Raw genomic sequence first — 25,879 nt, 5'->3', positions numbered from 1 at the left:
ATGGTTTCATCTGCCCGTCATCCGCTCCGGCAGCATCCGTGGTTTCCGATTTGAGCACTCCTTCTTCCAGCCCCACGCTGGCTGCCGCACTGCCGGCCGCCATCGCCGAGCCGTTTCTGGACCCGGCGATGTATCACGAGATTTTCCACAACATCGATGCCGGGTTTTGCGTCATCGACATGGTGTTCGACGGCGAGCAGGCGGTGGACTATGTGATCCGCACCACCAATGGTGCCTTCGAGCGCTACACCGGCCTGTCGCCCAACGCACTGAACGTCTCCATCCGCAACCTGCTCCCCGAGCACGAGCAGGAATGGTTCGACCGCTACGGCCACGTCGCGCGCACCGGCAACCGCATCCACTTCGAAATGCAGGCCAAGGCGCTCAAGCGCTGGTATTCGGTGGATGCGTTCCGGGTCGGGCAGCCAGAGCAGGCACGGGTGGCGATCCTGTTCATGGACATCACCGAGCGCAAACGCGTCGAGCGCGAGCTGGCCGAGAGCGAGGCGCGCTTCAGTGCGCTGGCCGACGGCTTGCCGATGCCGGTCTGGGTGCTGGACGCGCAGGGCGTGGTGCGCTTCGTCAACAGTGCGTATGGCGAATTTTTTGGCCTGGATATTTCCAGCGGTACGGTGTCGGCGTGGAGCGAACTGCTGCATCCGGACGACTTGCCGACGTTCCAGTTCGAGTTGGCCGCATCGCTGCAGGAACAGCGCGGCCTGCGCGCGCTGGTGCGTGCGCGCCGCCATGATGGGCAGTGGCGCTGGATCGAAATGACCGCAACCCCGCGCTATTCGGCCGACGGCCGCTTCATCGGGCTGGCCGGCAGCAGCCCGGACGTGACCGAGCAGCGCGAGATCGAACTGGCGCGCGAACAATTGCTGGAATCCGAGCGCAGCGCGCGCAACGAGGCCGAAAGCATGGCGCGGTTGAAGGACGAGTTCCTGGCCACGCTGTCGCACGAACTGCGTACCCCGCTGACCACCATCCTGGGCTGGAGCGAGTTGCTGCTGCAGCGGGTCGAAGAAGGCCAGCCGTACTACAAGGGGCTGTCGGTGATCGCCAGCAGCGCACGCGCGCAGAAGCGGCTGATTTCCGACATGCTCGATCTCAGCAGCATGTTGCTGGGCAAGGTGCAGCTGGAAGTCGAATCGCTGGATCTGGTCGAGCAGGTGCGCGAAGCCTTGAACACCCAGGAACTGGCTGCCGAAGGCAAGGACCAGGTCCTGGAGCTGCACGTGCCGCCCTCGCCCTGCCTGGTGCTTGGCGATGCCACGCGCCTGCAGCAGGTGTTGTGGAACCTGCTGTCCAACGCAATCAAGTTCACCCCGGCACATGGTCGTATCGACGTCAAAATCGAGCGCGACGATGGGCATCTGGTGGTCTCGGTCTGCGATTCCGGCGATGGCATTGCAGCCGAATTCCTGCCGCACCTGTTCGGTCGTTTCCGCCAGGCCGACGGCACCACCACGCGCCAGCATGGCGGGCTGGGTCTGGGCCTGGCGATCGTGCAGCAGCTGGTGGAAATGCACGGCGGACAGGTCGGCGCCACCAGTGGCGGCCGTGGCAAGGGCGCGACCTTCACCGTGCGGCTGCCGGAACATATTCCCGACCAGGCCAAGCGCCCACGCCGCGAGCTGCGGCGGCGTCTGATGTCCGAACAGATCGTCGAAGCGCGCGCGCTCAATGGCTTGCGCCTGCTGGCGGTCGAAGACCAACCGGACATGCTCGATTATCTGCGGCGTCTGCTCGAAGAGCAGGGCGCCGAAGTGGTGGTCGCCGGCAGCGCCACCGATGCGCTGGCATTGATCGATCATCGTGGCCACGCGCGCTTCGATTTGATGCTGACCGATATCGGCATGCCGGGCATGGACGGTTACGGCTTGATCCGTACCGTGCGCGAAAACCTCGGGCTGGATGCCACCGCGTTGCCGGCCGTGGCAGTCACCGCGCTGGCCCGCGAAGACGACCGCAAGCGCGCGCTGGAGTCCGGGTTTCAGGAACATCTGGCCAAGCCCTACAGCGTGGCGCAACTGGTCACGGCCGTGCGTGCCGCGCGCCAGGCGGTGGAGTAACCGGCGCGCAGCGCACAGCCGCGCAGCGGGTCACCGCAAGGTGGTGAGGCGACGCGTTGGATGCGCAGTAGCGTGTGTGTGGCTTGCGTACCTGGCGTCTTTCCATGAGGCGCCGATCTACCCCAGAACAACCGATCGTCATGCGACGCACAGGTGGTTTCGTGGATGAGCCTTTCACCACCGTTGCAGCATGGCCGCGCTGGAAGACGGATGCGTGCGCATGCGTGGCGACAATGCCGCGCCAATGCCGAGCACCGGCACACGACACGTTTTCTGCCTCTTTCACGCATGCTGGCCTAGCGTGGTGCGCTCAGCTCACGGAGATCGCGCAATGCCCAAGTATGCCCCGCACGTGTATTCCGAACAGGTCCAGATCGCCACGCTCGAACATTGGGTGTCCCTGCTCGATGGTCAGGAGCGTGTGCGCATCGAACTCGACGACGGCAGCATGATCAGCGGCACGGTTGCCGTGCGCCCAAGCCTGCAGACCTATCTGGACGAACACGACAACGAGGGATTGAACGGTCAGCTGCGGCTGGACCAGCTGGATGCATCGCAAGAGCCGCAATGGATCTGGATGGACCGGATCGTGGCGGTGCACCCGTTGTTGCTGGGCGCCGATCCGCAAGTCATGCCGTGACGGTGGTGTGTTGACGGTGTGTTTACTTCTCGCCGACGCGTTGGCGGCATGATCGCTGGCTGACGCAACCGTCCAGGATTTGCCCGCAATGAATGCATCCCGATTGAAGTTCGCTCGCTGGCCGCTGTCGTTGATGGCGCTGGCCGTCCTCGCCGCGTGCGGCGACACGGCAACGTTGGCGATCGAACAGGGAACCGGGCCGGACCCGCAATTGCCCGAGCCGGTGAAGCGTCTGATTCCCACCGTCAAGGTGGCGCCGGTCAAACGCTGGGCAGCCAATGCAAAGCCCATCGCGGCCGACGATCTGCAGGTTGCTGCGTTTGCGCGCGATCTGGATCACCCGCGCTGGATCTACGTGCTGCCCAATGGCGATGTATTGGTGGCCGAAACGGCCGAGCCGCCCAAGCCCGAGGATGCCGAAGCAGGTGGTGGGCTGCGCAAGAAAGTGCAGGGCGCGATGATGAAAAAGGCCGGCGCGGCGGTGGCGAGCGCCAATCGCATCACCTTGCTGCGCGATGCCGACGGCGACGGCGTGGCAGAAGTGCGCACGCAGTTCGTCAGCGGGCTGTTTTCGCCGTTCGGCATGGCGCTGATCGGCGACCGCTTCTATGTCGCCAATGCCGATGCGCTGGTGAGTTTTCCGTACAAGCCCGGCGACACGCATCTCACCGCCAAGCCGACTTTCGTGGCCAATCTGCCCGGTGGCATCAACCATCATTGGACCAAGTCGCTACTGGCCAGCCCGGACGGCAGCAAGCTCTATGTCGGCGTCGGTTCCAACAGCAACGTGGCCGAAAATGGCATGGAAGCCGAGCTCAATCGTGCGGCGATCCTGGAAATCGACCCGGCCACCGGCAGCAGCCGCATCTTCGCCGGCGGCTTGCGCAACCCGGTGGGCACCGCATGGGAGCCGCAGAGCAAATCGCTGTGGGTGGTGGTCAACGAGCGCGACGAAATCGGCAGCGACCTGGTGCCGGACTACCTCACCTCGGTGCGCGACGGCGGTTTCTACGGCTGGCCGTACAGCTACTACGGCCAGCATGTCGACGAGCGGGTCAAACCGCAGAATGCCGAACTGGTGGCCAAGGCGATCAAGCCCGATTACGCGCTCGGTCCGCATACCGCATCGCTCGGCCTGAGCTTCGCCAGCGGTACCTTGTTGCCCGAGCGTTTCCGCCAGGGCGCCTTCATCGGCCAGCACGGCTCGTGGAATCGCGACCCGCCCAGCGGCTACAAGGTGTTGTTTGTCCCGTTCGCCGATGGCAAGCCCAACGGCCCGCCGATCACGGTGCTGGATGGATTCCTGGATGCCGAAGGCAATGCGCAGGGCCGCCCGGTGGGTGTGGCCTCGGACAGTCGTGGCGCACTGCTGGTGGCCGACGATGTGGGCAATGTGATCTGGCGGGTGACGCCGAAGGCGCGTTGAGCCGGGCACGTCGATCACTTGCGCACACCAGCGGGCACTACCAGTTGGTTGCGGGAGACGCACGGCCCCCAAAGGATCACCCTCCGTCTCTCACTAGGAGGGCGGCCCGAAGGTGGACGAAGGCGATGTGCGCAGCCTGGGTGTACACCGTGTAGAAAACGGTTTGTCGCAGCGCTGCTGACATGCGCCGCAGGCAGCAATTGGAAACACGCGGCTGGAAACACGCGGCAATTCGAGAGTGCACCCTCGGTTTTTTGCCGGAAAATGCGAAGGTCCGCGAGCTTACCGATGTTAGCGGTCGGACGAACTGCGTCCGATCGGCAAAATCAGGGCAAGAACCCGGTCCAGCCTCGCGCAGCGTGTCGGTTGTGAACTGTGCGCTGCAGTCGAGGGCGCCTGACGTATGCTTCATCGCATGCGGCAGGGAAGGGTTCCAGGCGCCCGCATCAACTACCTCGTTCCCTTAACGTGGCGCTTCCGGCGAGGCACTGAAGCGGCGGGCATAGCCACGCTCTTCGGTAATGCGGGTGATGTCCTCGTCTGCCATTTCCGGGGCGCCGTACACCGCGTAGGCCACCGTGCCGTCGCCGCGTTCGCCGATCTGGTGCAGACGGTAGCGGGGTCTGCCGGCGCCTGTGTTTTCGGGGTAGTGCATCGGTGGCGGGGTGTCGTCCAGATCCATTTCGCTGTTGTCGACAACTCCTCCTACGAACAAGGCTCGCATCGTGTCTCTCCGTGTGGGCTTGGACCCCAGCCTAGGCGGGCGAATGTTGCGCGCGCATCAATGGTCCGTATACACAATGGAAGGCGCGCGGCGGGCAGCTGGCACACGTCCCTTACAATGACGGCCTGTTCCTGACCCGATGATCCGATGGCTGGCCCGCACGACGCCCCGCTTCAAGCCCTGTTCCTGCCTTTTGCCCAAGGCGCGCTGCCATGGTCGGAAGGACCGGTGTTGTTCCTGCGCGCGCGCGACGGTTTTCCGCTGCGCGAGCAGGCAAGCCCCCAAACGCTGACCTGCGAGCAGAGCTTCCGTCCGTTTGCCGAAGCGCTGGAGCGCAATGGGTGGACCGTGCGCGAAGAAAGCGAGATCGAGGCCGACAGTACGCGCTATGCCCTGGTGCTGGTGCTGCCTCCGCGGCAGCGCGAGGAGGCGCGCGCGCTGTTCGCACGTGCGGTGGCGCTGACTGCGCCCGGTGGCCGTGTGGTGGCCTGCCAGTCCAACAACGAAGGCGCACGCTCGGGGGAAGCCGATCTGCGCCAGCTCACCGGGCTGGCCGGCAGCCTGACCAAGTACCACTGCCGCACCTATTGGAGCGCGCCGCTGCCGGCCGACACCGATGCCGCGCTGCAGGCGCGCTGGGCCGCGCTGGATGCGCCACGCAAGATTCTGGACGGCCGCTTTGTCAGCCGTCCCGGCGTCTTCGCCTGGGATCGCATCGACCCGGCGTCCGCGCTGCTGGTCGAGCATCTGCCGACCACGCTGGCCGGCCATGGCGCCGATCTGGGCGCGGGTTTCGGTTATCTGTCGGCCGAAGTGCTGGCGCGTTGTCCCAAGGTCACCGCGCTGGATCTGTACGAAGCCGAGGCGCGCGCATTGACGCTGGCGCGGCGCAACCTGCAGGACATCGCGCATCCGGCGCAGCTGCACTACCACTGGCGCGATGTCACCGCCGGGCTGGTGGCGCAATACGATTTCATCGTCAGCAACCCGCCGTTCCATACGCCGTCGCGTGCCGACCGCCCGGACATCGGACAGCGCTTCATTGCGGTGGCCGCACAGGCACTGCGCCCGGGCGGGCAATTGATGCTGGTCGCCAACCGGCACCTGCCTTACGAACAGGTGCTCAACGACAGTTTCGGACAGGTCCGCGTGGCTGCCGAACGCGATGGGTTCAAGCTGATCGCGGCGATCCGCGGCCGCGGAGCGCGCCCATGAAGCTGGTCAAACACATCGCCAATCTCGGCTACGGCAGCCGCAAGCAGGTCACCCAGCTGTTCCGGCAGGGCGCGATCACCGATGCGCAAGGCGAGGTGCTGTATGCCGACGACCAGGTGGAGCACGACGCCATCCGCATCGATGGCGAACCGCTCGATCCGCCAGCGGGCTTGAGCCTGTTGCTGCATAAACCCAGCGGCTACACCTGCTCGACCAAGGACACCGGCCGGCTGATCTACGAATTGCTGCCGCCACGTTTCCGCCTGCGCGCGCCGGTGTTGGCGCCAGTGGGTCGGTTGGACCGCGAGACCAGCGGCATGCTGTTGATGACCGACGACGGCGCGCTGCTGCACCGGATCATTTCGCCCAAATCGGCCCTGGACAAGGTGTATGACATCACCCTGGCCGAGGACCTGCGTGGCGAGGAGGCCGCGCTGTTCGCCAGCGGCAGCTTGCTGTTGGACGGCGAAACCAAGCCGCTGCTGCCGGCCGAGCTGGAGGTGCTTGGCCCACGCCAGGCGCGGCTGACCTTGCACGAAGGCCGCTATCACCAGGTGCGGCGCATGTTCGCTGCCGCCGGTAACCACGTGGTCGCGCTGCACCGCAGCCGCATCGGCGGCCTGTCGCTGGATGGATTGTCGTCGGGGCAATGGCGTGCGCTGGAAGCGAACGATCTTGAGGTGTTGTTCGGCCGCGGCGCTCCGGCATGACCCACAGTGCAGCGCTGCCGTTTCGCCCGCAGGCGGTGATCTTCGACATGGATGGCTTGATGCTCGATAGCGAGCGCGCCATCACGGCCTGTCTGGCGCAGGCCGCCGACGACCAGGGTCTGCAGATCGAACCGGCCTTCTGGTTGCGCATGGTGGGCACCGGCGATGCGGCCTGCCGCCGGCTGCTCGGCGAACGGATCGGCGAGGCCGCGGCCGACACCATGCTGGCGCATGCGCAACGGCTGTATGCCGCTGCGGTCGAGCGCGGCATCCCGCATCGGCCCGGCATCGTTGCGCTGTTGGACTATCTGGCAGCCCAGCGCATGCCGCGCGCGGTGGCCACCTCCACCCAGCGCCCGCTGGCGCTGCGCAAGCTGGAAGCGGCCGATCTGTTGTGGCGCTTCGATGCCGTGTGCACGGCCAGCGATGTGGTCCATCCGAAACCTGCGCCGGATATCTACCTGCTGGCTGCGCGCACCTTGGCGGTAGACCCTGCGCACTGCCTGGTGCTGGAAGACTCGCCCACCGGCGTGCGTGCAGCATTGGCGGCCGGCATGACACCGATCCAGATTCCGGACCTGCTCGAGCCCGACGCCACCGTGCGCGCGCTCGGCCACCGCATCCTGCCCTCGCTGGGTGATGCGCAACGCTTGCTGGAAGCACGCTTGTCGGGGTGACGGGCTCGGGTGGATACGTCGCGGGGCCAGTTCATGCGCCAACCCGGCTGTGATCACGCAGGTACTGCCGACCGCCTCGCTGCGCTGCTCTACGCGTAGTGCATCTTGCGCGACATGCCACCGTCGACGATGAAATCCTGCCCGGTGACGAAACCGGACAGCTGCGGCGCAAGCAGATACACCGCCAGCTGCGCAATGTCTTCGGGCGTGCCCACGCGCCCGGCCGGGTGCTGTGCATGGTCGCGACGCGACAATTTCGGCGCCCGCCGGCGCTGCGGCGCGCGCCACGCGTCGGTGCTGATCCACCCCGGGCTGATGCTGTTGACGCGCACATGCGGTCCTTCGCTCAGCGCCAGCGCGTGGGTAAAGGCCACCAGGCCGCCCTTGGCTGCGGCGTACGCTTCGCTGTGCGGCTCCGATTGCCAGGCGCGGGTGGAGGCGATGTTGACGATCGCCCCACCGGCTGGCGCCTGCCTGAGCGCGGGCAGCGCCTGCTTGCTGCACAGGAAGGCGCCGTGCAGGCTGGACAGCCGGCTGTTCCAGGTGTCCCAGTCCAGTTGCGGCAGTGCTGCGATATGCGGATCGGGCACGCCGGCATTGTTGACCAGCCCATCGATGCGCCCGAAGCGCTTGAGCGCTGTGGCGACCAGGCGCGTGGCCTGCGCCTGGCGCGCGGCATCGCAGCGGACGAAAGCGCTACGGCGCGGCAGTGCCCACTCCTGCAGGCAGGCCTTGCCGGCATCGGCATCCAGATCGCCAATCACCACGCTGCCGCCCGCGCCCAGCACCGCCTGGGCAATGCCGCGGCCGATACCTTGCGCCCCACCGGTGATCACCACCACGCGGTCCTGCAGCGGCGACGGGTTCCATGCGGAAATTGCGGGGATCAAGGCCATGGCATGCGGCACGGGTGAGGGTGGCGGCACTGTAGCGCGCGGGCTGTCGTCGTCGCAGCAACGTGGAGCGCGGATGAGGATTGGGGCGCACGTGCCACGCGTGCGCTCGATGTCATCCACATTGAACCTGACGGATGCAGGCTGATCCGGGCAGCTGCCCGGATCGCGTGCGTTCCGCAATGTCCCGGTGCCGCCGGTGCTGCTGCGCTTGCACTCAATCACACGATTGCCCGGTACCACGCGTGTGCAGCGTGCCCGGCGGCATGCGGCGCTCGACCAGTTCGACGCTGAGCACGCGATCCGCATGCGGCTGAAGAACTTCCGCCCTGTTTTATGCCAACAACCTGCGGGCGCAGGTGGCGAAAATCGCACTCGCTGCAGTCCCGGACGGCAGGTGCAGCACTCAGTGCTCTGCACCGTTGAGCACGCGCTCCCAGCCATCGCTGCCCAGGCGTTCGAGCGTCTGGATATTGCGTTCCACAATCACATCCGGATCCGGGAACGCCGCCACCGCACGCTCCACGCTGTCTTCGCGCAACAGGTGCAAGGTGGGGAAGGGCGAGCGGTTGGTGAAGTTGGCCACATCGTCCAGCGCCGCGCCTGCGAACTGGTAATCCGGATGGAAGCTGGCCACCTGCAACACGCCTTGCAGGTCCAGCGCTTCCACCGCCGCATCGGCGTTGTCGAGAAAGTCGTTGTAGTCCAGGAAGTCGGTGAGCACGTCCGGATGCACGATCAGCGTGGTGTCGATCTGTTCGGCCGGCGTATCGCGCAGCAGCACCAGTTCCTCGGCCAGTTGTTCCAGCAAGGCTTCGGGCGTGCTGGCATCGCTGAGCACCAGCCGCACCTGTTCCTTGACGTACACCGCCTTGGCGAACGGGCACAGGTTCAATCCGATCACCGCACGTTCGATCCATTTGCGGGTGTCGGCGATCGGATCGGAGGTTGCGGGCGTGGTGGTCATCGTGGCGGCAGCGGGCTGGCGCGCCAGTGTATGCGATCGCCATGCAGCGGACCGCGCGCGTGGTTGCGGGTGGCAGCGGGCGCTAGCGGGGCACCATCGCGACACTGCCAGCGAGGCGGCAGGTTTCTTCCGCCGCGCGCGCAGACCAGCTTGCGCTCACGCATTTAGGCCGTGCGGCGCAGCACGGAGCTGCGCCTGCAAGAACGCGATGGACGCCTGCGCGACGGCGCCGGCCAGCGGGGTCTTGTGCGGCGACCCGATCGCATGCGCGCCGGTGTCGAAGGCCAGCGCATGCCTGTGTGCCGGCGCAGTGCCCAACGCTGCAAACATCTGCAGCATCGCCGGCACCGAGGCCACGCCGTCTTCGCGGCCGTCGGCAGCGCGGTAATAGCCTAGAAACACCGGGCAGCGCACGCGTGGCCACGGCGGGTCGGCGGCGATGAGCGCAAACAGGTCACGCAAGGCGCGAAACCCGTCCGGATGGATCGTCTCCGACCAGAACGCACGCGCGGCAGGCGTGCGCGTGCGCGGGTCGATCAACGGCGCCTGCGCGGCGCAGATCTGTTCGAGCAATGCCGGGTCGGCTGGCCGGATGCCGGGTGACCAGGCAACCACGCCGGCCACCGCGTCCGGGTACCGCGCGGCCAGCCACAAACCCAGTGTCGCGCCCATCGACGAGCCGACAATCGCAACCCGCTCGCCCATGCGTTGCGCCTGGGCCAGTGCCTCCAGCGCCGAGGCCTGCAACACCGCCGGTGTAAGCCCCTGCATTGCATCGGCGGCGGTGAGCCCGTGCCCGGGCCAGCGATGCACGTAACCGTTGGCGCCCAGCGCATCGGCCATCTGTTCGGGTAGCGCGCCTGCTTCGCCCGGGCTGGCGCTGAAGCCGTGCAGGTACAGCACCGCCAGCGGCGTGCCGGCGTGCGCGGCATGCTGCCAGTAGGCGCGTGCGGCGTTGCCCGGCTTGAGCTCAGGGGCGTGCATGGCTGGCGTGCCGGGCGAGCAGTGCCAGCAATTCGTGCGCATTGATCGGCTTGGGCAGATAGCCGGCCACGCCCGCCGCGCTGGCGTCGCGCATCGAATCGGTCCGCGTGTCGGCGGTCAGCACGATGATCGGCGGCAGCGCCGACATCGCGTCGCGCGCCTGCCGCAGCGCATCCCAGCCGGACGTGCCCGGCATGTGCAGATCCAGGAACACCAGGTCCGGCGCTGCCTCGCGGATGCGCTGCACCGCGTCGGTGCCATCGACCTGGAAGCTCACCCGATGCCCGGCGCGGGTCAGCAGATTGCCGATCACCAGACGATTGGTATCCATGTCTTCAAAGACCAGGCAATGCAGGGAGGGCACGTTTTCTGCGTGCTGGGCCAGCGCATCGCGCAGCGCGAGCGTATGGCTGCCGGCCGCGGCGCCGGGCAGTTCGAACATCCAGCGGAAGATGCTGCCACCGGCGGGGTTGTCGCTCACGGTCAGGCTGCCGCCCATCGCATCGGAAACGGAAAGCGCGATGTACAGCCCCAGGCCCACGCCGCCTTCGACGCGACTGAAGCCGGTACTGAGCTGAGTGAACGGAGTGAAGATGTAGGCCTTCTGATCGTCCGGTACGCCGATACCGGTGTCGGTGACGGTCACCGCGATGCTCCAGCGCTCCTGCACCTGGGTCGCGTCGATCAGCAGATCCACCGTGCCGCCGGCCGGGGTGAACTTGATCGCGTTGATCACCAGGTTGCTGATCACCTGTTCGATGCGGCCTTCGTCGCCCATCACGTGCGGCGCTTGCGGGCTATCGACACGCACATCGAGCGTGACGCCCTTGCTGGACGCCGCGGTGGCGCAGACCGCTTTCACTGTGGTGACCACGTCCAGCAGGTTCAAGGGCTTGCGATGCAGCTGCAGGCGTCCGCCATCGATGCTGGCCACATCCAGCACCTCGTTGACACGATGGCGCAGCGCGGTCGCATTGACGGTCACCGAGTGCAGCAACTCGCGTTGCTGTGCCGGCATTTGCTCGGTTTCGATCAATTGGGCGCAGTTGATCACCGCATTCAGCGGCGTGCGCAATTCGTGACTCATGGTGCTGATGAAACGGCTTTGCGCATCGCGCGAGGCCAGTGCCTGCAGTGCCACTTCCTGCATCGCAAGCACGATCCGCGCCACCAGCAACGGCAGCACGATGATCAGCGCCACGGCATAGACGAAATACGCCGGACGCGACAGCCAATAGCCTGACGGTGCGGTCAACAGCATCAGCACGAAGGTGCTGAGCAACACCGGAAATATCGCGCGTTGCCCGTAACGCGCCACCGCCGCGATGGTGATGAACGGCAAAAATGCATTCAACGACATCAACAGGATGAAGGCCAGGTAGGTCTGGATGCCGATGAACAGCAGGTTCATCGCAAAGCCCATCGCATCGAGCCATTCGCTGGGCGCAATGACACGGCGACGTACCAGCAGCATCCACACCACCGACAGCACCCACAGGCCGACCGCGGTGGGAAAGACATGGTGCGCGTCGGCCACCAGCACCGGTTGCGGCCCGTACAGCCAGCCCAGGCACCACGCGGTGACGATGCTCTGCACGATCACGCGGCCGACGCAGGCGCGATATTCCAGGAACGACTCGAACAGCCGCACCAGTCTGTCGTTGCGCAACTGCCTGGCGGCCAGGATCAGGCCGGGCGCTGCGCGATTGGGAGTGCTACGCATGAGGGTCCGCGTCGTCGGAGGGAAGGGTACGCCGGTACTGCTTGACCAGCAGGCCAGCCGCGTTCGCCACCGCAGTGAAACGCTGCGCAAGCGTTTCGCCCAGCGCGCCATGGCTTGCGGTGTCGCGCAACTGGTCGCAGGCCTTCAGCAGCTGCTGCGAGCCGGTCAGCGAGATGGTGTTTTTCAACGAATGGATCTGCTGCAGCGCCTGCGCCTGCGGCGTGCCGGCATCGCCGAGCGTGCAGGTGGCAATGGCATGTTCGATCTCCACCAGGAAGGCATCGGCAAATGCCGCTGCCGCCACCGGATCCAGGCCGGCCATGGTGTGCAGCGTCGAGCCGGTCTCGATGCGTGGTTGCGCATGGGCGGCGGCGTGCCTGGCATGTTCGCCCGCTGCGTTCGCCGGCCCGTGCATGCGCAGGCGTTGCAACAGGCTGGCGAACAGGTCGCGCATGCTCGCAGGCTAGGCCAGTGCGGCCAAGTGACGGGCGCAACCGCGCCGCGTGCCGCGCGCAGGCCGCAGGCGCCACTCCGGCTCACCCGGCTGCACTGCACGCACGCGCAGCGCCGTCCCGATCGTTGCGGTCACCCCGCCGCACTCAATCGCGGAAGTTGTCGAACTGCAGCGGCAGTTCGAAGTCGGCCTTTTTGAGCAGCGCGATCGCATCCTGCAGATCGTCGCGCTTCTTCCCGGTGACGCGCAGCTTGTCGCCATTGATCTGCGCTTCGACCTTGAGCTTGGCTTCCTTCAACTTGGCCACCAGCTGCTTGGCCTGCTTCTGCTCGATGCCTTGCTTGACGGTCACTTTCTGCCGCGCGCCGGCCAGGTTGGTTTCCACCTCGCCAAACTCCAGGCAGCGGATGTCGATGCCGCGCGCCAGCAACCGCGCGCGCAGGATGTCGGTCATCTGCTTGATCTGGAAATCGCTGGGCGCGGACTGGTTGATCACCTTGCCGTCTTCCAGCTCGAACTTGGCCTGGACTCCCTTGAAGTCGAAACGTGTGTCCAGCTCGCGGTTGGCCTGATCCACCGCATTGGTCAGTTCGTGCTTGTCTACTTCGGACACAACGTCGAAGGAAGGCATGCAAAGCTCCTGCAATTGAAAAACAGCCGCCATTCTAGGCCATCGTGCCGGCCCGGCCGTCATGTGGGCCTTGGCGGGCGTGCCAGTGCCGCGGCGATAATGCGTGCATGCCCACCACCCGCTCCCCGCTTCCCGCCATCGCCTGGATGGTGGCCGCCGTGGCCTGTTTCTCGCTGATGGACGCGGGAATGAAGCTGCTGTCGGCGCATTACCCGCCGCTGCAGGTCACCTTGTTGCGCGGCGCCGCCTCGTTGCCGTTCGTGCTGGTGTGGGTGTTCGCCACTGCCGGGCCGCGCGCGATCGTGCCGGTGCGCTGGGGCCTGCACCTGCTGCGCGGGGTGCTGGGCATGGTGATGATCGGCTGCTTCGTCTTCGGCATCAAACGCATGCCGTTGTCCACCGCCTACACGCTGTATTTCGTGGCGCCGCTGCTGGTGGCCGCGCTGTCGGTACCGCTGCTGGGCGAGCACGTCGGCCCGCGCCGCTGGACCGCGATCGGCATTGGCCTGGTCGGGGTGATCGTGGTGCTGCGCCCGGGCGTGGACGGGCTGATCTCGCTGCCCGGGCTGATGGTGCTGCTGGCCGCCACCGCCTATGCCGTCGCGGCCATCACCGTGAGCCTGCTGACCCGCACCGACACCCCGCAGGCCATGGTGGTGTGGTTTTTGCTGTTCATGGCGATCGGCGCCGGGTTGCTGGCCATCCCCGGCTGGGTGCCCCTTCAGGCCGGGCATGCCGGGCTGATTGCCGGCATGGGCCTGGCCGGTGCGCTGGGCCAGGTTGCGCTGACCCAGGCCTTCATGCGCGGCGAGGCCTCGATGATCGCCCCGCTGGAATACACCGGTCTGGTCTGGGTGATCGGCTGGGATTGGCTGCTGTGGCAGACCCTGCCCGACAGCTGGACCTGGACCGGCGCCGGCATCATCGTCGCCAGCGGGCTGTATTTGTTGCGCCGGGAGCGGATACGCCAGGCGGACAGGCCGTTGCCGCTTGAGAGGCCGTGAGGACGGGATTTGGGATTCGGGATTCGGGATTCGGGATTCGCAACAGCCGAAGCGCCGTGGCCTTTGCGAATCCCTGGCGGCCGTGATTCGGGATTCGCGATTCGGGATTGGCAACAGCGGGGCCGCCGTGGCCTTTGCCAATCCCCAATCCCCAATCCCGATGGTAGGCTTCACGACCCCCCAACCGGCCACGCGCGGTGATCCAGTTTCAGCGCCTGCACAAGTCCTATTCCGTCGACGGTCGCCAGATCGTGGCGCTGCATCCGCTCGATCTGCGGATCGGCCCGGGTGAGGTGTTCGGCATCATCGGCCATTCCGGTGCGGGCAAATCCACGCTGATCCGGCTGATCAACCGGCTGGAAGAGCCCAGCGGCGGTCGTCTGCTGATCGGCGACGAGGACGTGACCGCGCTGGACGGCCAGGGCCTGCGCGCCTTGCGCCGCCGCATCGGCATGATTTTCCAGCACTTCAACCTGCTGTCCTCGCGCACCGTGGCCGGCAATGTCGCCTTCCCGCTGGAACTGGCCGGCACGCCGCGTGCCGAGATCGATGCGCGCGTGGCCGAGCTGCTGGCCCGGGTCGGGCTGCAGGAGCACGCCAACAAGTATCCGGCGCAACTATCGGGCGGGCAGAAGCAGCGCGTAGGCATTGCGCGCGCGCTGGCCACCCGCCCGCAGATCCTGCTGTGCGACGAGGCCACCAGCGCGCTGGACCCGCAGACCACCGCCTCGGTGCTGCAGCTGCTGGCGCAGATCAATCGCGAGCTCGGCCTGACCATCGTGCTGATCACCCACGAGATGGATGTGATCCGCCGTGTCTGCGACCGCGTCGCGGTGCTGGACGCCGGCAAGCTGGTGGAAACCGGCCCGGTGACCGAGGTGTTCCTGCATCCCAAACACGCCACCACCCGGCGCTTCGTTTCCGAAGCCGAACATGTGGACGAAGCCGAGCTGCATCGCGATTTCGCCGCAGTCGGCGGACGCATCGTGCGGCTGACCTTCCTGGGCAACGGTACCTACGAACCAGTTCTGGGCCGCATCGCTCGCGAAACCGGGGTGGACTACAACATCCTGTCCGGGCGGGTGGATCGCATCAAGGACACGCCCTACGGCCAGCTCATCGTCGCCCTGACCGGCGGCGACCAGAACGCTGCACGCGCCGGTTTCGTCGCCGCCGGCGTGCAGGTGGAGGATCTGCGCGTATGACCCCAATCGTTGCTGCCGCCGGTGGTTTCTTCCGTAATCTCGATGCCGCCAAGTGGGGCGACATCGGCCAGGCCACCCTCGATACCTTGCTGATGCTGGCCGGTGCGTTGCCGCTGACATTGCTGATCGGCCTGCCGCTGGGCGTTGCGCTGTTCCTGTGCGGCGCGCCGCAGTTGCGCCGGCGCCCGGTGCTGTACGGCGCGCTCGCGGCGCTGATCAACCTGCTGCGCTCGGTGCCCTTCATCATTTTGATGATCGCGATGATCCCGCTTACGCTGATGCTGATGGGCACTTCGCTGGGCGTGCGCGGTGCGATCCTGCCGCTGGTGGTCGGCGCCGCGCCGTTTTACGCACGCCTGGTGGAAACCGCGCTGCGCGAAGTCGACCGCGGGATCATCGAAGCCAGCCAGGCAATGGGCGCCACTACCCGGCAACTGGTGCTGCGGGTGCTGTTGCCCGAAGCGCGCCCCGGCCTGATCGCCGGCGCCACCGTGACCACCATCGCGCTGATCGGCTTCACCGCGATGGGCGGTGCGATCGGTTCCGGCGGCCTGGGCGATGTGGCCTATCGCGAGGGCTACCTGCGCTCGCACTCGGACGTGGCACTGATCACCGTCATCGCCTTACTAGTACTGGTGCAGGTGCTGCAGATGCTGGGCGACCGCCTGGTGGCGCATTACAGCCGGCGCTGAGCCGGTGCGCGGCCGTTGGGGCGCACGTGACCCAACAGCTGCATCGCCGCCCCGTTCGCACCGCGCGGTGCATCGCTGCCACACGCCGCGTCTGGTAGGTTGAGCGCCTGCGGCAGGTCCGCATTCCTCCTCCCACGGATCCCTACATGAGCACATTCGCGTTTCGTTCCCTCCTGGCGGCAGCCACGCTGGCATTGGCGTCCTGTGGTGGCGGTGGCGGCAGCGGCGGCGACACCCTGACCGTGGCCGCCACGGCCGTGCCGCATGCCGAAATCCTGGAAGTGGTCGAACCGCTGCTGGCCAAGCAGGGCGTCAAGCTCGATGTACGGGTGTTCAACGACTACGTGCAGCCCAACGACCAGGTCGTGCAGAAGCAGATCGACGTCAACTACTTCCAGACCGAGCCCTATCTGGATGCGTACAACCGCGACCGCAAGAGCCAGCTGGTCACCGTCGTCGGCGTGCATATCGAGCCCTTCGGTGCCTATTCGCGCCGCTTCAAGGCGCTGGCCGAGCTACCCACCGGCGCCGATGTGGTGATCCCCAACGACCCGAGCAACAACAGCCGCGCGCTGATCCTGCTCGACAAGGCCGGGGTGATCAAACTCAAGGACCCGAGCAACGCCCTGTCCAGCCAGCGCGACATCGTCGAAAACCCCAAGCAACTCAAATTTCGCGAACTCGATTCGGCCATGCTGCCGCGCGTCCTGGACCAGGTCGATCTGGCGCTGATCAACACCAATTACGCGCTCGACGCCGGGCTTAATCCCACCCGCGATGCGCTGGCGATCGAAAGCAAGGACTCGCCGTACGTCAACTTCCTGGTGGCGCGCGCCGACAATAAGGACGATGCGCGCGTGCAGAAACTGGCCAAAGCGCTGACCAGCCCGGAAGTGAAAGCCTTTATCGAGCAGAAGTACAAGGGGGCGGTGCTGCCGGCGTTTTGAGTGCGGTCAGCGGCGCTTTTACACCCAGGCGTCTTCACCACGACTTGTAGTAATAGATGCCATCGGCCGTCATGACCAGGTTGATGGCATTCTCCTCGCCGTTGCGATCGCTCATGCTGGGGTGCAGCTTGGCGCCTACGATATTGAAGTCGTGCCCGAGCGCCAGCAGGTCTCTCTCGATTTCGAAGCTGCCCAGCTCGTCTTGGTTGGAGATCATGCCGCGTACCAGGAATATGTCGGGCTTACGCACGCCTTCTTCGCGCATATCGTCGCGGATTTCGGAAAGTGCATCTTGTGCATCCTGTATCCCCGAATAATGCAGCAGGCCCAGGATGTCGTGGCCGCGAGGATTTTTTCCTTTTGCACAAATGCAGACGCATGAAGACAAACCGTGCGTGCCGATCGAATCAAATCCATCTTGCGCAAGATTGATGACGACACATGCGTCCATATCCACATCCATTGTCCGGCTGGCTTGGATATCGCGTACAGACCGGACGGCGCGGATGTGGGGCGTGCAAAAGAGTGCGGCGTATTGTCGTTCCAGATCGTGAAATGGCTGGATCTGCTCCCGGGTAAAGCCGTCCGGGATGGCGAATGCGTCGCTGCCGTAGGGGCGCGCACGGCTGCCGGCCCGTGCGCCATCGCCATCGCCCGCGGTGTCGGCAACACGCTTTCTGGGTCGTTGGCGCGGCAACCCCTGGCAGTCGGGGTGGGGCGCAGGCCATTGCGCAATCCCGTCGGCTGGATCGGCCGACGGCGGCGGCTCCGCGGTGTAAGCGGTGCTGGTGGATGTGTCGGGTCTGATGGAAGCCGGCTTCATGGAGTCAGGACCGCCCGCGATACACGTCTGGATCCTCGCATCGCCCCTGCACGAGGGCACGCCCGCTGCCGAACCGATGGGGCTGGAAAACGAAGTGTTCTGCTTGGACGAAAGCGGATGCGCGAGGCCTGCTTCTTCGAACATCGCGTCTTGATCGCCTGGAAGCGCGCCGGTACCTGGATCAACAGCCCAACGATCCAGTTGCAGCTCGCCAGGCGGGTGTCCCGTTCTTGCCAAACGGGGCGCCCAGCTCGCAGCTCTGCGACAACGTTGCCGAGGATGTCTCCGTGGTCGCTGCCGATCTTCGGCAGGACGCGCTCGATCCTTCCCAATACGTATCACGTTGGCGCGTTCGCCCCGAGCCGAGCGCGTTCGCCGTGCTGCAGATGGGCGCAATTGGCACCGAACACGCGCTGCTGCACGTATACGTAGCAGCGTCATCGGCCATCTTTCTACGGCAGTCTCCCGATGCCTTTGCTGCTTGCCATTCCGCTGGCTGTGATCATTGCCCTGGCAGTGTTCGTGGTGGTGTTCCCGTTGTCGCTGCTGCAGCGCTTCCGCATGGGTACTGCACGTCGTCAGGCACGTGGATGGCTGCTGCTGATCAACCTGGTGTCGGCGGGCATCTCCAGCGTGCTGTTTGTGATCTTCAGCTTGATCGCGGCGGCGTTCTGGCCCGGCGCGATCAGCCACGCCGCATTCGGCTGGGCCTGCGGGTTGGCGCTGGGTGCGTTGGCGTTGCGCCTGACCCGTTTCGAACGCACCACGCAAGGCCTGTTTTACCGGCCCAACCTGTGGCTGGTGCTGGGCTTGACTGCGTTGGTCGTGGTCCGGGTGATCGCCGGGATGGTGCAGGGCTGGCGTAGCGCCTGGCAGGGGGTGGCCTGGCCAACCGACGGGTGGCTCAGTCATGCCAGCCTGCTCGGCGCTGCGGGCGTCTTGCTCGGTTATGCGCTCGCCTATGCCACCTTGCTGTGGTGGCGCTGGCGCAGCGCACGTTTGCGCGGCAGCGTTTATTGGCGGTGAGGGCGTTTGAAAGCGCGCGCCAGGCGATTGTGTTCGACGCATGCACGGGGGTGTCGACGCATGCAGGTGCACGGAGTTGCAGACGCATTGGAAGCGATGAAGCAGAGTCGGAGGCAAATAGTCACGCCACTATTCGCATTCGTACCGGAGAGCTGACACGGCACCTCAGGCCTCGGTCGTAACGGCCCGCACCCCACATCTCACGCCACACACAAAAAAAACGGGCCTTTCGGCCCGTTTTTTCTTCAACCAACGCCCTGGTGGGCAGTGGTCTGCTTAGAAGCGCGCACCGATGCCGAAGCCAACGGTCCACGGATCCAGTTCCAGCTCGCTGCCGGTACCCTGGCCACCCACGCGCAGTTCCGGACGCGAACGCATGTAGCGGGCGTCGGCACGTGCGAACCAGGTGGAGTTGATGTTCATGTCCACACCAACGGTGCCGATGACGCCCTTGGCGGTGCTCAGGCCCACGTGGTCGCCGGTGCTCGACGCCGCGTCGATCTTTTCGTTGCTGAAGTTGGACTCGTAGTAGCCCACGCCCACGAACGGACGGAACACGTTGTCCGCTTCGCCGAAGTGATACTGACCGCTGATGGCGATAGGCTGCTGCTCGACGGTACCGACCTTGCCCACGCCATCGGCGTTGACGCGGTGGTTGAACTTGTCGGCGGCGCCCCACAGTTCAACGGCCCAGTTGTCGTTGATGTAGTAGCTGGCGCTCAGCGTCGGTGCCGGGCCGCCATCGACGTCCAGGCCCGGCGCCGGGTTGTTCTTGGGGTTCAGCAGCGCCACGCCACCGACCACGGCCCAATGCTTGCCAGAAGCGGTATCGCCGCTGGTGGACATCGTGCTGGAAGAAGTCGAGGAGGTGTTGCCGGTATAGGTGGTGTCCTGCGCGAACGCGGACGGTGCAATCGCAAGTGCAGATACAGCAGCCAGGCTCAGGATGGAAATGGAACGCATGAGGGTCTCCTCGTCTTGTTGTTGGGCCCGTGGAGTGGGCCGCGCCAAAACTATTCCTAAAAATCTGAATCCACGCCCACCTGCGGCCCGCTAAAATTTCGTTTGTTCAGGAATTCCCCCAAGAAGGCCGTCGTTACGTCATGCAGTCTGAAAAAGACATTCACGCAGATGCGATTGCCGTGACGAAAAAACACCTCAGCCAAGGCTTGCCAGCGCACGTTCGCAGCGATTGCAGGGTGTTGCTGCTTGGTTCGATGCCCGGTGTCGCGTCACTGGAAGCCGCGCGTTACTACGCGCATCCACGCAATCGTTTCTGGCCGCTGATGCATGCCCTATTGGGCATTGATGCGGCCGCAAGCTATGCATTGCGCTTGCAAGCATTGCTCGACCATCGCGTGGGCCTGTGGGACGTCATCGGCCAATGCGAGCGGCGCGGCAGTCTGGATACGTCCATTGTGGCGGCGAGCATCGTGGTCAATCCGCTGCCCGCGTTGCTGGCCACGCTGCCGCAGCTGCGCATGGTGGCCTGCAATGGCGCTGCGGCAGCACAGGCCTGGCGCCGGCATGTACAGCCGCGGCTATCGGCGCAGCTTTGCGCGCTGCCAGTCGTCGCGTTGCCATCCACCAGCCCGGCCAATGCGGCCTGGTCGCTGCCGCGGCTGGCCGCGGCCTGGCAGCCGCTGTGCGATGCGCTGCGCTAGCCAAGGTGAGATGCCGCGAGGTCGATATGGAATGCCAGCGTCGCAGTGACCGCGCCGCCGTCGCGGTGCCCCCGCACTGATCGTTGACGCACGCTGCCTGCCTGCGGTCGACACCGCGCTGCGCGCGTGGCAGTCATTGGCCAGAAGTCATGCCAGCCTCCGGCACAGGTCTGCGTGCCACAGGCGCAGGCATGCTGCAGCCGGTCCGCAACGGAGTGGCGAGATGGCGATCAAACACGCAATCACGATGGCAGCAGCTGCGCTGTTCGGGCTGTTGAGCGGCGCAGGGGTGGCCGCTGCCAAGGACCAGGACCTGCACTGCGAGGTCAGCAGCGATTACGACCTCACGCTCAACGCCCGCAGCCTGATCCTGATCCGCGAATCCGGCACGCCGCAGCGGCTGGTGATGCGCCAGGGCGCCCTGTTCGTCGACGACCGCTGGGTGGCATTGAGCGCAGACGATCGCGCCCGCCTGGTCCAGTTCGAGCGCCAGACCCGCGAGGTGGTGCCGCTGGCGCAGGCAGTCGGGCGCGAAGCGGCCGATATCGCAGTCACTGCATTGGGCGAGGTGGCCGCCGGCTTCAGTCGCAGCCCCGACGCCACGCGCGCGCAGTTGGCAAACGTGCGCGAGAAGATCGATGTGCGCTTGAAGCAGAGCTTCAGCAAGAGCCAGCTGACCCCGATCGATATCGACGACGACATCGGCGCGCTGGTGGCCGAGCTGCTGCCGCAGCTGATCGGCGATGTGGTGGCCGGCGCGGTGCAGTCCGCGATCACCGGGAATGACGTGCAGCTGCGTTCGCTCGATGGCATGGAGGCGCGCATCGAGCGCCTGGTCGAGCCGCAGGCGCGTGCATTGCGGCCACGCGCGCACCAGTTGTGCCAGCGCCTGGAAGCGCTCGATGCGCTGGACAATGCGCTAGCGTATCGTTTGCCGTCGGGCGAGCCACTGCAACTGTTGCGGGTCGATCGGCGCGCGGCGAAATGATCGGCGTACGCACGCATGCGGACGCTGCATCTCGCCGGGCGCGCGATTTTTTGCACGGCAATGGTTGGCGCTGCGGCCCGCAGCCGGCCACAATAGGGGTTTCCCCATTCTGTTGCCGGAGTTCCCCGTATGGCCGAAATCAAGGAAGCACTTGTCCCCGATATCGGTGACTACAGCGACGTCCCGGTAATCGAGGTGCTGGTGTCCGTCGGCGATACGGTCAGCAAGGACCAGAGCCTGGTCACGCTGGAATCTGACAAGGCCACCATGGAAGTGCCTTCGTCGGTGGCGGGCGTGGTCAAGGAACTCAAGGTCAAGGTCGGCGATTCGCTCTCGCAGGGCGCGCTGGTGGCGTTGATCGAAGTGGCCGATGCCGGCGCCGAGACCGCCAAGCCCGCCGCCGCCGCGCCCGCCGCACCGGCCAAGGCGGCGCCCGCCGCCGCCCCGGCACCGGCCGCCAAGGCCGAATCTGCTGCGCCTGCGGCCTCCTCGGAAGGCGGCCTGATCGAAGCGCGCGTGCCCGATATCGGCGACTACACCGACATCCCGGTGATCGAGGTGCTGGTGGCCGTGGGCGATACCGTCGCCAAGGACCAGAGCCTGGTCACGCTGGAATCGGACAAGGCCACGATGGAAGTCCCGTCCTCGGCCGCCGGTGTGGTCAAGGAACTCAAGGTCAAGGTCGGCGACACGCTCTCGCAGGGCAATGTGGTGGCGATCATCGCGGCCAGCGATGGCGGCACCGGTGCGGCGCAGTCGCCGGCCAAGCCCACCACCGACACCGCCGAAACCGCGGGCAAGGTCGAGCCGGTTGCCGTCCCGGCCGAGCCGGACAAGCTGGCCCAGCGCGAAATCGCGCAGGTGCAGGGCGCGCGTTCCGGCGCCGGCACGCAGGCAGCGCAAGGCGGCCAGCCGTCCGCGGGCAACCCGAGCAGCCCGCCGGTGACCTTCGATGCCGACAGCGTGCTGCCGTCCAAGGTGCCGTACGCCAGCCCGGTGGTGCGCGTGTTCGCACGCGAACTGGGCGTGGACCTGAACCAGCTCAAGGGCAGCGAAAAGGGCGGCCGCATCACCCGTGAAGACGTGCAGCGGTATGTGAAGGCTGCACTCAGCGGTGGCGCACCGGCCGCAGCCGGCGCTGCGCCGGCCGGTGGCGGCAACGGCCTGAACCTGCTGGCCTGGCCCAAGGTGGACTTCAGCAAGTTCGGCGAGACCGAAACCCAGCCGCTGTCGCGCATCAAGAAGATTTCCGGTGCCAACCTGGCGCGCAACTGGGCCATGATTCCGCACGTCACCCAGTTCGAGTCGGCCGACATCACCGACCTGGAAGCCCTGCGCGTGGCGCTCAACAAGGAAAACGAGAAGGCCGGCATCAAGCTGACCATGCTCGCCTTCCTGGTCAAGGCCAGCGCCGCGGCGCTGAAGAAGTTCCCCGAGTTCAACGCCTCGCTGGACGCGGCCGGCGAGAACCTCACCCTGAAGAAGTACTTCCACATCGGGTTTGCGGCCGATACGCCCAACGGCCTGGTGGTGCCGGTGATTCGCGATGTCGACAAGAAGGGCGTGCTGCAGATCGCGCAGGAAAGCGGCGAGCTGGCCAAGAAGGCGCGCGACGGCAAGCTGGGCCCGGCCGACATGAGCGGCGGCTGCTTCTCGATCAGCTCGCTCGGCGGTATCGGCGGCACCGCGTTCACCCCGATCATCAATGCGCCGGAAGTGGCGATCCTGGGCGTGTCCAAGTCGGCGATGCAGCCGGTGTGGAACGGCAAGGAGTTCGCGCCGAAGCTGATGCTGCCGTTGTCGCTGAGCTACGACCACCGCGTCATCGACGGCGCCCTGGCAGCCCGTTTCACCACCTACCTCAGCCAGGTGCTGGCCGACATGCGTCGCGTCCTGCTGTGAGGGCCGCGCTGCTGACCATCGCCGCGCTCGGCGTGCTGCCGTGGGCAAACGCGGCCGCACGCGAATGCGAGAGCACGCTCGGCCGCGGCTGGCCGCCGGCCGTGGGCAACTACGGCACTGCCGTGACCACGTTGCTGGATGGCGGCACCAAGCCGGCCTTGTCGTTGCTGACGCTGCCCACACGTGGGGTAGAGAGCGCGGTGTCGCTGGTGCCGGGCAAGGAAGGCGCCGACTGGACCCTGCGGCATAGCCGCGCCGACGAGCGCGTCTACAGCTGGGTCAGCCAGACCGACCGCGGCAGCGTGCAGTTCCGCACCGAGCAGACCCCGGAAACGGTCGAGGTCTCGATCCCGGCGCCGTTGGCCAAGCGCCTGGTCAGCAACTGGACCAACACGCTGACCCAGCTCGCACCGAACGGACGCACCGCGCCGGTGAGCGAGGGCGAAGTGCTCTCGTTCCAGGTCGATGGCGTGCGCTACAGCGGCGCGCGCCCCAGCTGCGGTGCCGGCGAGTTGCTGCTGAAACAGGCCGCGCTGCTGATCGAAGCCAGCGAAGGCAAGGAAAAGAAGCGCGACAAGCGCTGGACCCAAATCGAATCGTCGCTGGATGAACTCCAGCAGACGCTTGCCGGCACGGCCGGTTGAGCTACAGGAGAAGCAAATGGCGGTCATTGAAATCAAGGTTCCCGACATCGGCGATTACAGCGATGTCCCCGTCATCGAAGTGCTGGTCGCCGTTGGCGACAGCGTGGCCAAGGACCAGGGCCTGGTAACGCTGGAATCGGACAAGGCCACGCTGGAAGTGCCGTCCTCGGCGGCCGGTGTGGTCAAGGAACTCAAGGTCAAGGTCGGCGACACCCTGTCCGAAGGCGCGCTCGTGCTGCTGCTCGAAACCGAAGGCGAGGCTGCCGCGCCGGCCAAGGCCGAACCCAAGGCTGCCCCGGCCGCTGCAGCGCCTGCCGCCGCACCGGGCAGCAAGCCGCCGGTGACGCCGTCGCACCGTGCCCCGGCCGAGCCGGCCGCGCCCAAGCCGGCGCTGGCCAGCGGCAAGCCGGCCGACATCGAATGCAAGATGGTGGTGCTCGGCGCCGGCCCCGGCGGCTACACCGCTGCCTTCCGCGCGGCCGATCTGGGCCTGGAGACGGTGCTGATCGAGCGCTACGCCAGCCTGGGCGGTGTCTGTCTCAACGTCGGCTGCATCCCGTCCAAGGCGCTGCTGCATGCCGCCGCGGTGATCGATGAAGTGGCCCATGCCGGCGACTTCGGCGTGGACTTCGGCCAGCCCAAGATCGCCCTGGACAAGCTGCGCGAGTACAAGGAAAAAGTGGTCGGCAAGCTCACCGGCGGCCTGGCCAGCATGGCCAAGCAGCGCAAGGTGCGCACCGTCACCGGCGTGGCCAGCTTCGTCTCGCCCAACGAGCTGGAAATCGTCGGCGACGACGGCAAGACCCAACTGCTGCGCTTTGAGCACTGCATCATCGCCGCCGGCTCGCAGGCGGTGAAGCTGCCCAACTTCCCATGGGACGACAAGCGCGTGATGGACTCCACCGACGCGCTGGAGTTGCACGACATTCCCAAGACCCTGCTGGTGGTCGGCGGCGGCATCATCGGCCTGGAAATGGCCACGGTGTACAGCGCGCTCGGCAGCAAGGTCACCGTGGTGGAGTTCATGGACCAGCTGATGCCGGGCGCCGACAAGGACCTGGTCAAGCCGCTGGCCGATCGCCTGAAAAAGCAGGGCGTCGAGGTTCATCTCAAGACCAAGGCCACCGACGTCAAGGCCGACAAGGCCGGCATCACCGTGTCCTTCGAAGCGGCTGTGGAAGGCGAAAAGCCCGGCCTGCAGGCCACCACGTACGACCGCGTGCTGGTTGCCGTGGGCCGTAGCCCGAACGGCAAGAAGATCGGTGCGGAAAAGGCCGGCGTCACCGTCACCGAGCGCGGCTTCATTCCGGTCGATCGGCAGATGCGCACCAACGTGCCGCACATCTTCGCCATCGGCGACATCGTCGGTAACCCGATGCTGGCGCACAAGGCCACCCACGAAGGCAAGCTGGCTGCCGAAGTGGCTGCCGGCGAGAAGAAGGAATGGGTGGCGCGGGTGATCCCGTCGGTGGCCTACACCAACCCGGAAATCGCCTGGGTCGGCGTCACCGAGACCGAAGCCAAGGCCAAGGGCCTGAAGGTGGGCGTGGCCAAGTTCCCGTGGGCCGCCAGCGGCCGCGCGATCGGCATCGGCCGTACCGAAGGTTTCACCAAGTTGATCTTCGATGAACAGACGCATCGCGTGATCGGTGGCGCCATCGTCGGCGTGCATGCCGGCGACCTGCTGGCTGAAATTGGCCTGGCGATCGAAATGGGTGCCGAGGCCGAAGACATCGGCCACACCATCCACGCGCACCCGACCCTGAGCGAGTCGGTCGGCATGGCCGCCGAGGTCTACGACGGCACCATCACCGATCTGTACATCCCCAAGAAGAAGTGACGCCGCTCCGCACGACCGTGCCGCC

25 protein-coding genes are annotated in these 25,879 nt (G+C 66.1%); 16 read left to right on the top strand and 9 right to left on the bottom strand.

Features of this window, described 5'->3' with window-relative positions:
- Positions 1-38 precede the first annotated feature (38 nt).
- The 3 genes from J7396_RS17695 (at position 39) to J7396_RS17685 (ending at position 4,141) form a co-directional block, all read left to right on the top strand.
- The gene (locus J7396_RS17695; protein WP_031424987.1) at positions 39-2,075 is read left to right on the top strand and encodes a PAS domain-containing sensor histidine kinase; all 2,037 of its coding nucleotides are present in this window, start codon (positions 39-41) and stop codon (positions 2,073-2,075) included.
- 331 nt (positions 2,076-2,406) lie between these two features.
- A complete protein-coding gene (locus tag J7396_RS17690; RefSeq protein WP_071117580.1) occupies positions 2,407-2,715 on the top strand; it encodes a DUF3247 family protein in 309 nt (102 codons plus the stop codon).
- An 88-nt stretch (positions 2,716-2,803) separates the two neighbouring features.
- Entirely contained in the window at positions 2,804-4,141 is a 1,338-nt protein-coding gene (locus J7396_RS17685; RefSeq protein WP_209261818.1) for a sorbosone dehydrogenase family protein, read from the top strand.
- 463 nt (positions 4,142-4,604) lie between these two features.
- Here J7396_RS17685 and J7396_RS17680 read toward each other — a convergent pair whose 3' ends face one another.
- On the bottom strand, positions 4,605-4,865 hold the full coding sequence (locus tag J7396_RS17680; RefSeq protein ID WP_074053337.1) for a hypothetical protein: 261 nt from the start codon (positions 4,863-4,865) through the stop codon (positions 4,605-4,607).
- 147 nt (positions 4,866-5,012) lie between these two features.
- On the opposite strand from J7396_RS17680, the gene J7396_RS17675 reads away from it, so the two are divergent.
- The 3 genes from J7396_RS17675 to J7396_RS17665 are packed head-to-tail and all read left to right on the top strand — an operon-like array spanning position 5,013 to position 7,467.
- Positions 5,013-6,080: a class I SAM-dependent methyltransferase gene (locus tag J7396_RS17675; protein WP_065628584.1), complete on the top strand. Its 1,068-nt coding sequence runs from the start codon at positions 5,013-5,015 to the stop codon at positions 6,078-6,080.
- Positions 6,077-6,790 (top strand): pseudouridine synthase, encoded by a 714-nt coding sequence (locus tag J7396_RS17670; RefSeq protein ID WP_065628585.1) that lies wholly within the window; start codon positions 6,077-6,079, stop codon positions 6,788-6,790. Before J7396_RS17675 ends, J7396_RS17670 begins: the two co-directional genes overlap by 4 nt.
- The gene (locus J7396_RS17665) at positions 6,787-7,467 is read left to right on the top strand and encodes an HAD family phosphatase (RefSeq protein ID WP_046939792.1); all 681 of its coding nucleotides are present in this window, start codon (positions 6,787-6,789) and stop codon (positions 7,465-7,467) included. Before J7396_RS17670 ends, J7396_RS17665 begins: the two co-directional genes overlap by 4 nt.
- A gap of 89 nt (positions 7,468-7,556) precedes the next feature.
- On the opposite strand, the gene J7396_RS17660 is transcribed toward J7396_RS17665, so the two are convergent.
- The 6 genes from J7396_RS17660 to J7396_RS17635 form a co-directional block, all read right to left on the bottom strand.
- Positions 7,557-8,363 carry an SDR family oxidoreductase gene (locus tag J7396_RS17660; protein ID WP_014091135.1) on the bottom strand — a complete coding sequence of 269 codons (807 nt, stop codon included), beginning with the start codon at positions 8,361-8,363 and terminating at the stop codon, positions 7,557-7,559.
- A 403-nt stretch (positions 8,364-8,766) separates the two neighbouring features.
- The gene (locus tag J7396_RS17655; protein WP_007962251.1) at positions 8,767-9,327 is read right to left on the bottom strand and encodes a DUF1415 domain-containing protein; all 561 of its coding nucleotides are present in this window, start codon (positions 9,325-9,327) and stop codon (positions 8,767-8,769) included.
- 156 nt (positions 9,328-9,483) lie between these two features.
- A complete protein-coding gene (locus tag J7396_RS17650) occupies positions 9,484-10,311 on the bottom strand; it encodes an alpha/beta fold hydrolase (protein ID WP_209261817.1) in 828 nt (275 codons plus the stop codon).
- On the bottom strand, positions 10,298-12,034 hold the full coding sequence (locus tag J7396_RS17645) for an ATP-binding protein (RefSeq protein ID WP_039418446.1): 1,737 nt from the start codon (positions 12,032-12,034) through the stop codon (positions 10,298-10,300). The genes J7396_RS17650 and J7396_RS17645 overlap by 14 nt, the downstream gene beginning before the upstream one ends.
- A complete protein-coding gene (locus tag J7396_RS17640) occupies positions 12,027-12,488 on the bottom strand; it encodes a hypothetical protein (protein WP_008578013.1) in 462 nt (153 codons plus the stop codon). The genes J7396_RS17645 and J7396_RS17640 overlap by 8 nt, the downstream gene beginning before the upstream one ends.
- 145 nt (positions 12,489-12,633) lie before the next feature.
- Positions 12,634-13,119, bottom strand: coding sequence for a YajQ family cyclic di-GMP-binding protein (locus J7396_RS17635; protein ID WP_008578012.1), 486 nt, complete (start codon positions 13,117-13,119; stop codon positions 12,634-12,636).
- Between the two features lie 107 nt (positions 13,120-13,226).
- Between J7396_RS17635 and J7396_RS17630 the strand changes: the two genes are divergently transcribed.
- The 4 genes from J7396_RS17630 to J7396_RS17615 all read left to right on the top strand — a co-directional run bounded on the left by J7396_RS17630 (position 13,227) and on the right by J7396_RS17615 (position 16,967).
- Positions 13,227-14,123 (top strand): DMT family transporter, encoded by an 897-nt coding sequence (locus J7396_RS17630; protein WP_071118094.1) that lies wholly within the window; start codon positions 13,227-13,229, stop codon positions 14,121-14,123.
- 197 nt (positions 14,124-14,320) lie between these two features.
- Entirely contained in the window at positions 14,321-15,328 is a 1,008-nt protein-coding gene (locus J7396_RS17625; protein ID WP_008578010.1) for a methionine ABC transporter ATP-binding protein, read from the top strand.
- Positions 15,325-16,020, top strand: a complete 696-nt coding sequence (locus J7396_RS17620; protein ID WP_003489185.1) for a methionine ABC transporter permease — start codon at positions 15,325-15,327, stop codon at positions 16,018-16,020. Before J7396_RS17625 ends, J7396_RS17620 begins: the two co-directional genes overlap by 4 nt.
- A gap of 146 nt (positions 16,021-16,166) precedes the next feature.
- Complete coding sequence (locus J7396_RS17615) at positions 16,167-16,967, top strand: MetQ/NlpA family ABC transporter substrate-binding protein (protein ID WP_011348670.1); 801 nt, start codon at positions 16,167-16,169, stop codon at positions 16,965-16,967.
- 34 nt (positions 16,968-17,001) lie between these two features.
- On the opposite strand, the gene xopAK is transcribed toward J7396_RS17615, so the two are convergent.
- Positions 17,002-17,790 carry a XopAK family type III secretion system effector gene (xopAK, locus tag J7396_RS22750; RefSeq protein WP_280515048.1) on the bottom strand — a complete coding sequence of 263 codons (789 nt, stop codon included), beginning with the start codon at positions 17,788-17,790 and terminating at the stop codon, positions 17,002-17,004.
- A gap of 468 nt (positions 17,791-18,258) precedes the next feature.
- Between xopAK and J7396_RS17605 the strand changes: the two genes are divergently transcribed.
- Entirely contained in the window at positions 18,259-18,816 is a 558-nt protein-coding gene (locus J7396_RS17605; protein ID WP_057681137.1) for a hypothetical protein, read from the top strand.
- Between the two features lie 276 nt (positions 18,817-19,092).
- Here the strand turns inward: J7396_RS17605 and J7396_RS17600 are convergent, their stop codons facing one another.
- The gene (locus J7396_RS17600) at positions 19,093-19,779 is read right to left on the bottom strand and encodes an OmpW family outer membrane protein (RefSeq protein ID WP_209261816.1); all 687 of its coding nucleotides are present in this window, start codon (positions 19,777-19,779) and stop codon (positions 19,093-19,095) included.
- A gap of 140 nt (positions 19,780-19,919) precedes the next feature.
- Here J7396_RS17600 and J7396_RS17595 point away from each other — a divergent pair, with 140 nt between their 5' ends.
- The 5 genes from J7396_RS17595 to lpdA all read left to right on the top strand — a co-directional run bounded on the left by J7396_RS17595 (position 19,920) and on the right by lpdA (position 25,854).
- The gene (locus J7396_RS17595; RefSeq protein WP_011348664.1) at positions 19,920-20,480 is read left to right on the top strand and encodes a DNA-deoxyinosine glycosylase; all 561 of its coding nucleotides are present in this window, start codon (positions 19,920-19,922) and stop codon (positions 20,478-20,480) included.
- Positions 20,481-20,703: 223 nt separating this feature from the next.
- Positions 20,704-21,468, top strand: coding sequence for a DUF2884 family protein (locus tag J7396_RS17590; protein WP_209261815.1), 765 nt, complete (start codon positions 20,704-20,706; stop codon positions 21,466-21,468).
- Positions 21,469-21,597: 129 nt separating this feature from the next.
- Complete coding sequence (locus J7396_RS17585; RefSeq protein ID WP_209261814.1) at positions 21,598-23,370, top strand: dihydrolipoyllysine-residue acetyltransferase; 1,773 nt, start codon at positions 21,598-21,600, stop codon at positions 23,368-23,370.
- Positions 23,367-24,014 carry a hypothetical protein gene (locus tag J7396_RS17580; protein WP_209261813.1) on the top strand — a complete coding sequence of 216 codons (648 nt, stop codon included), beginning with the start codon at positions 23,367-23,369 and terminating at the stop codon, positions 24,012-24,014. Before J7396_RS17585 ends, J7396_RS17580 begins: the two co-directional genes overlap by 4 nt.
- A 16-nt stretch (positions 24,015-24,030) precedes the next feature.
- Positions 24,031-25,854, top strand: coding sequence for a dihydrolipoyl dehydrogenase (gene lpdA, locus J7396_RS17575; protein ID WP_011348660.1), 1,824 nt, complete (start codon positions 24,031-24,033; stop codon positions 25,852-25,854).
- The last annotated feature ends 25 nt before the right edge of the window (positions 25,855-25,879 follow it).

The sequence above is a fragment of the Xanthomonas sp. A1809 genome, from assembly GCF_017746015.1.
Classification (GTDB): Bacteria; Pseudomonadota; Gammaproteobacteria; order Xanthomonadales; family Xanthomonadaceae; genus Xanthomonas; species Xanthomonas euvesicatoria.
This window is presented reverse-complemented; position numbering and strand designations above follow the sequence as displayed.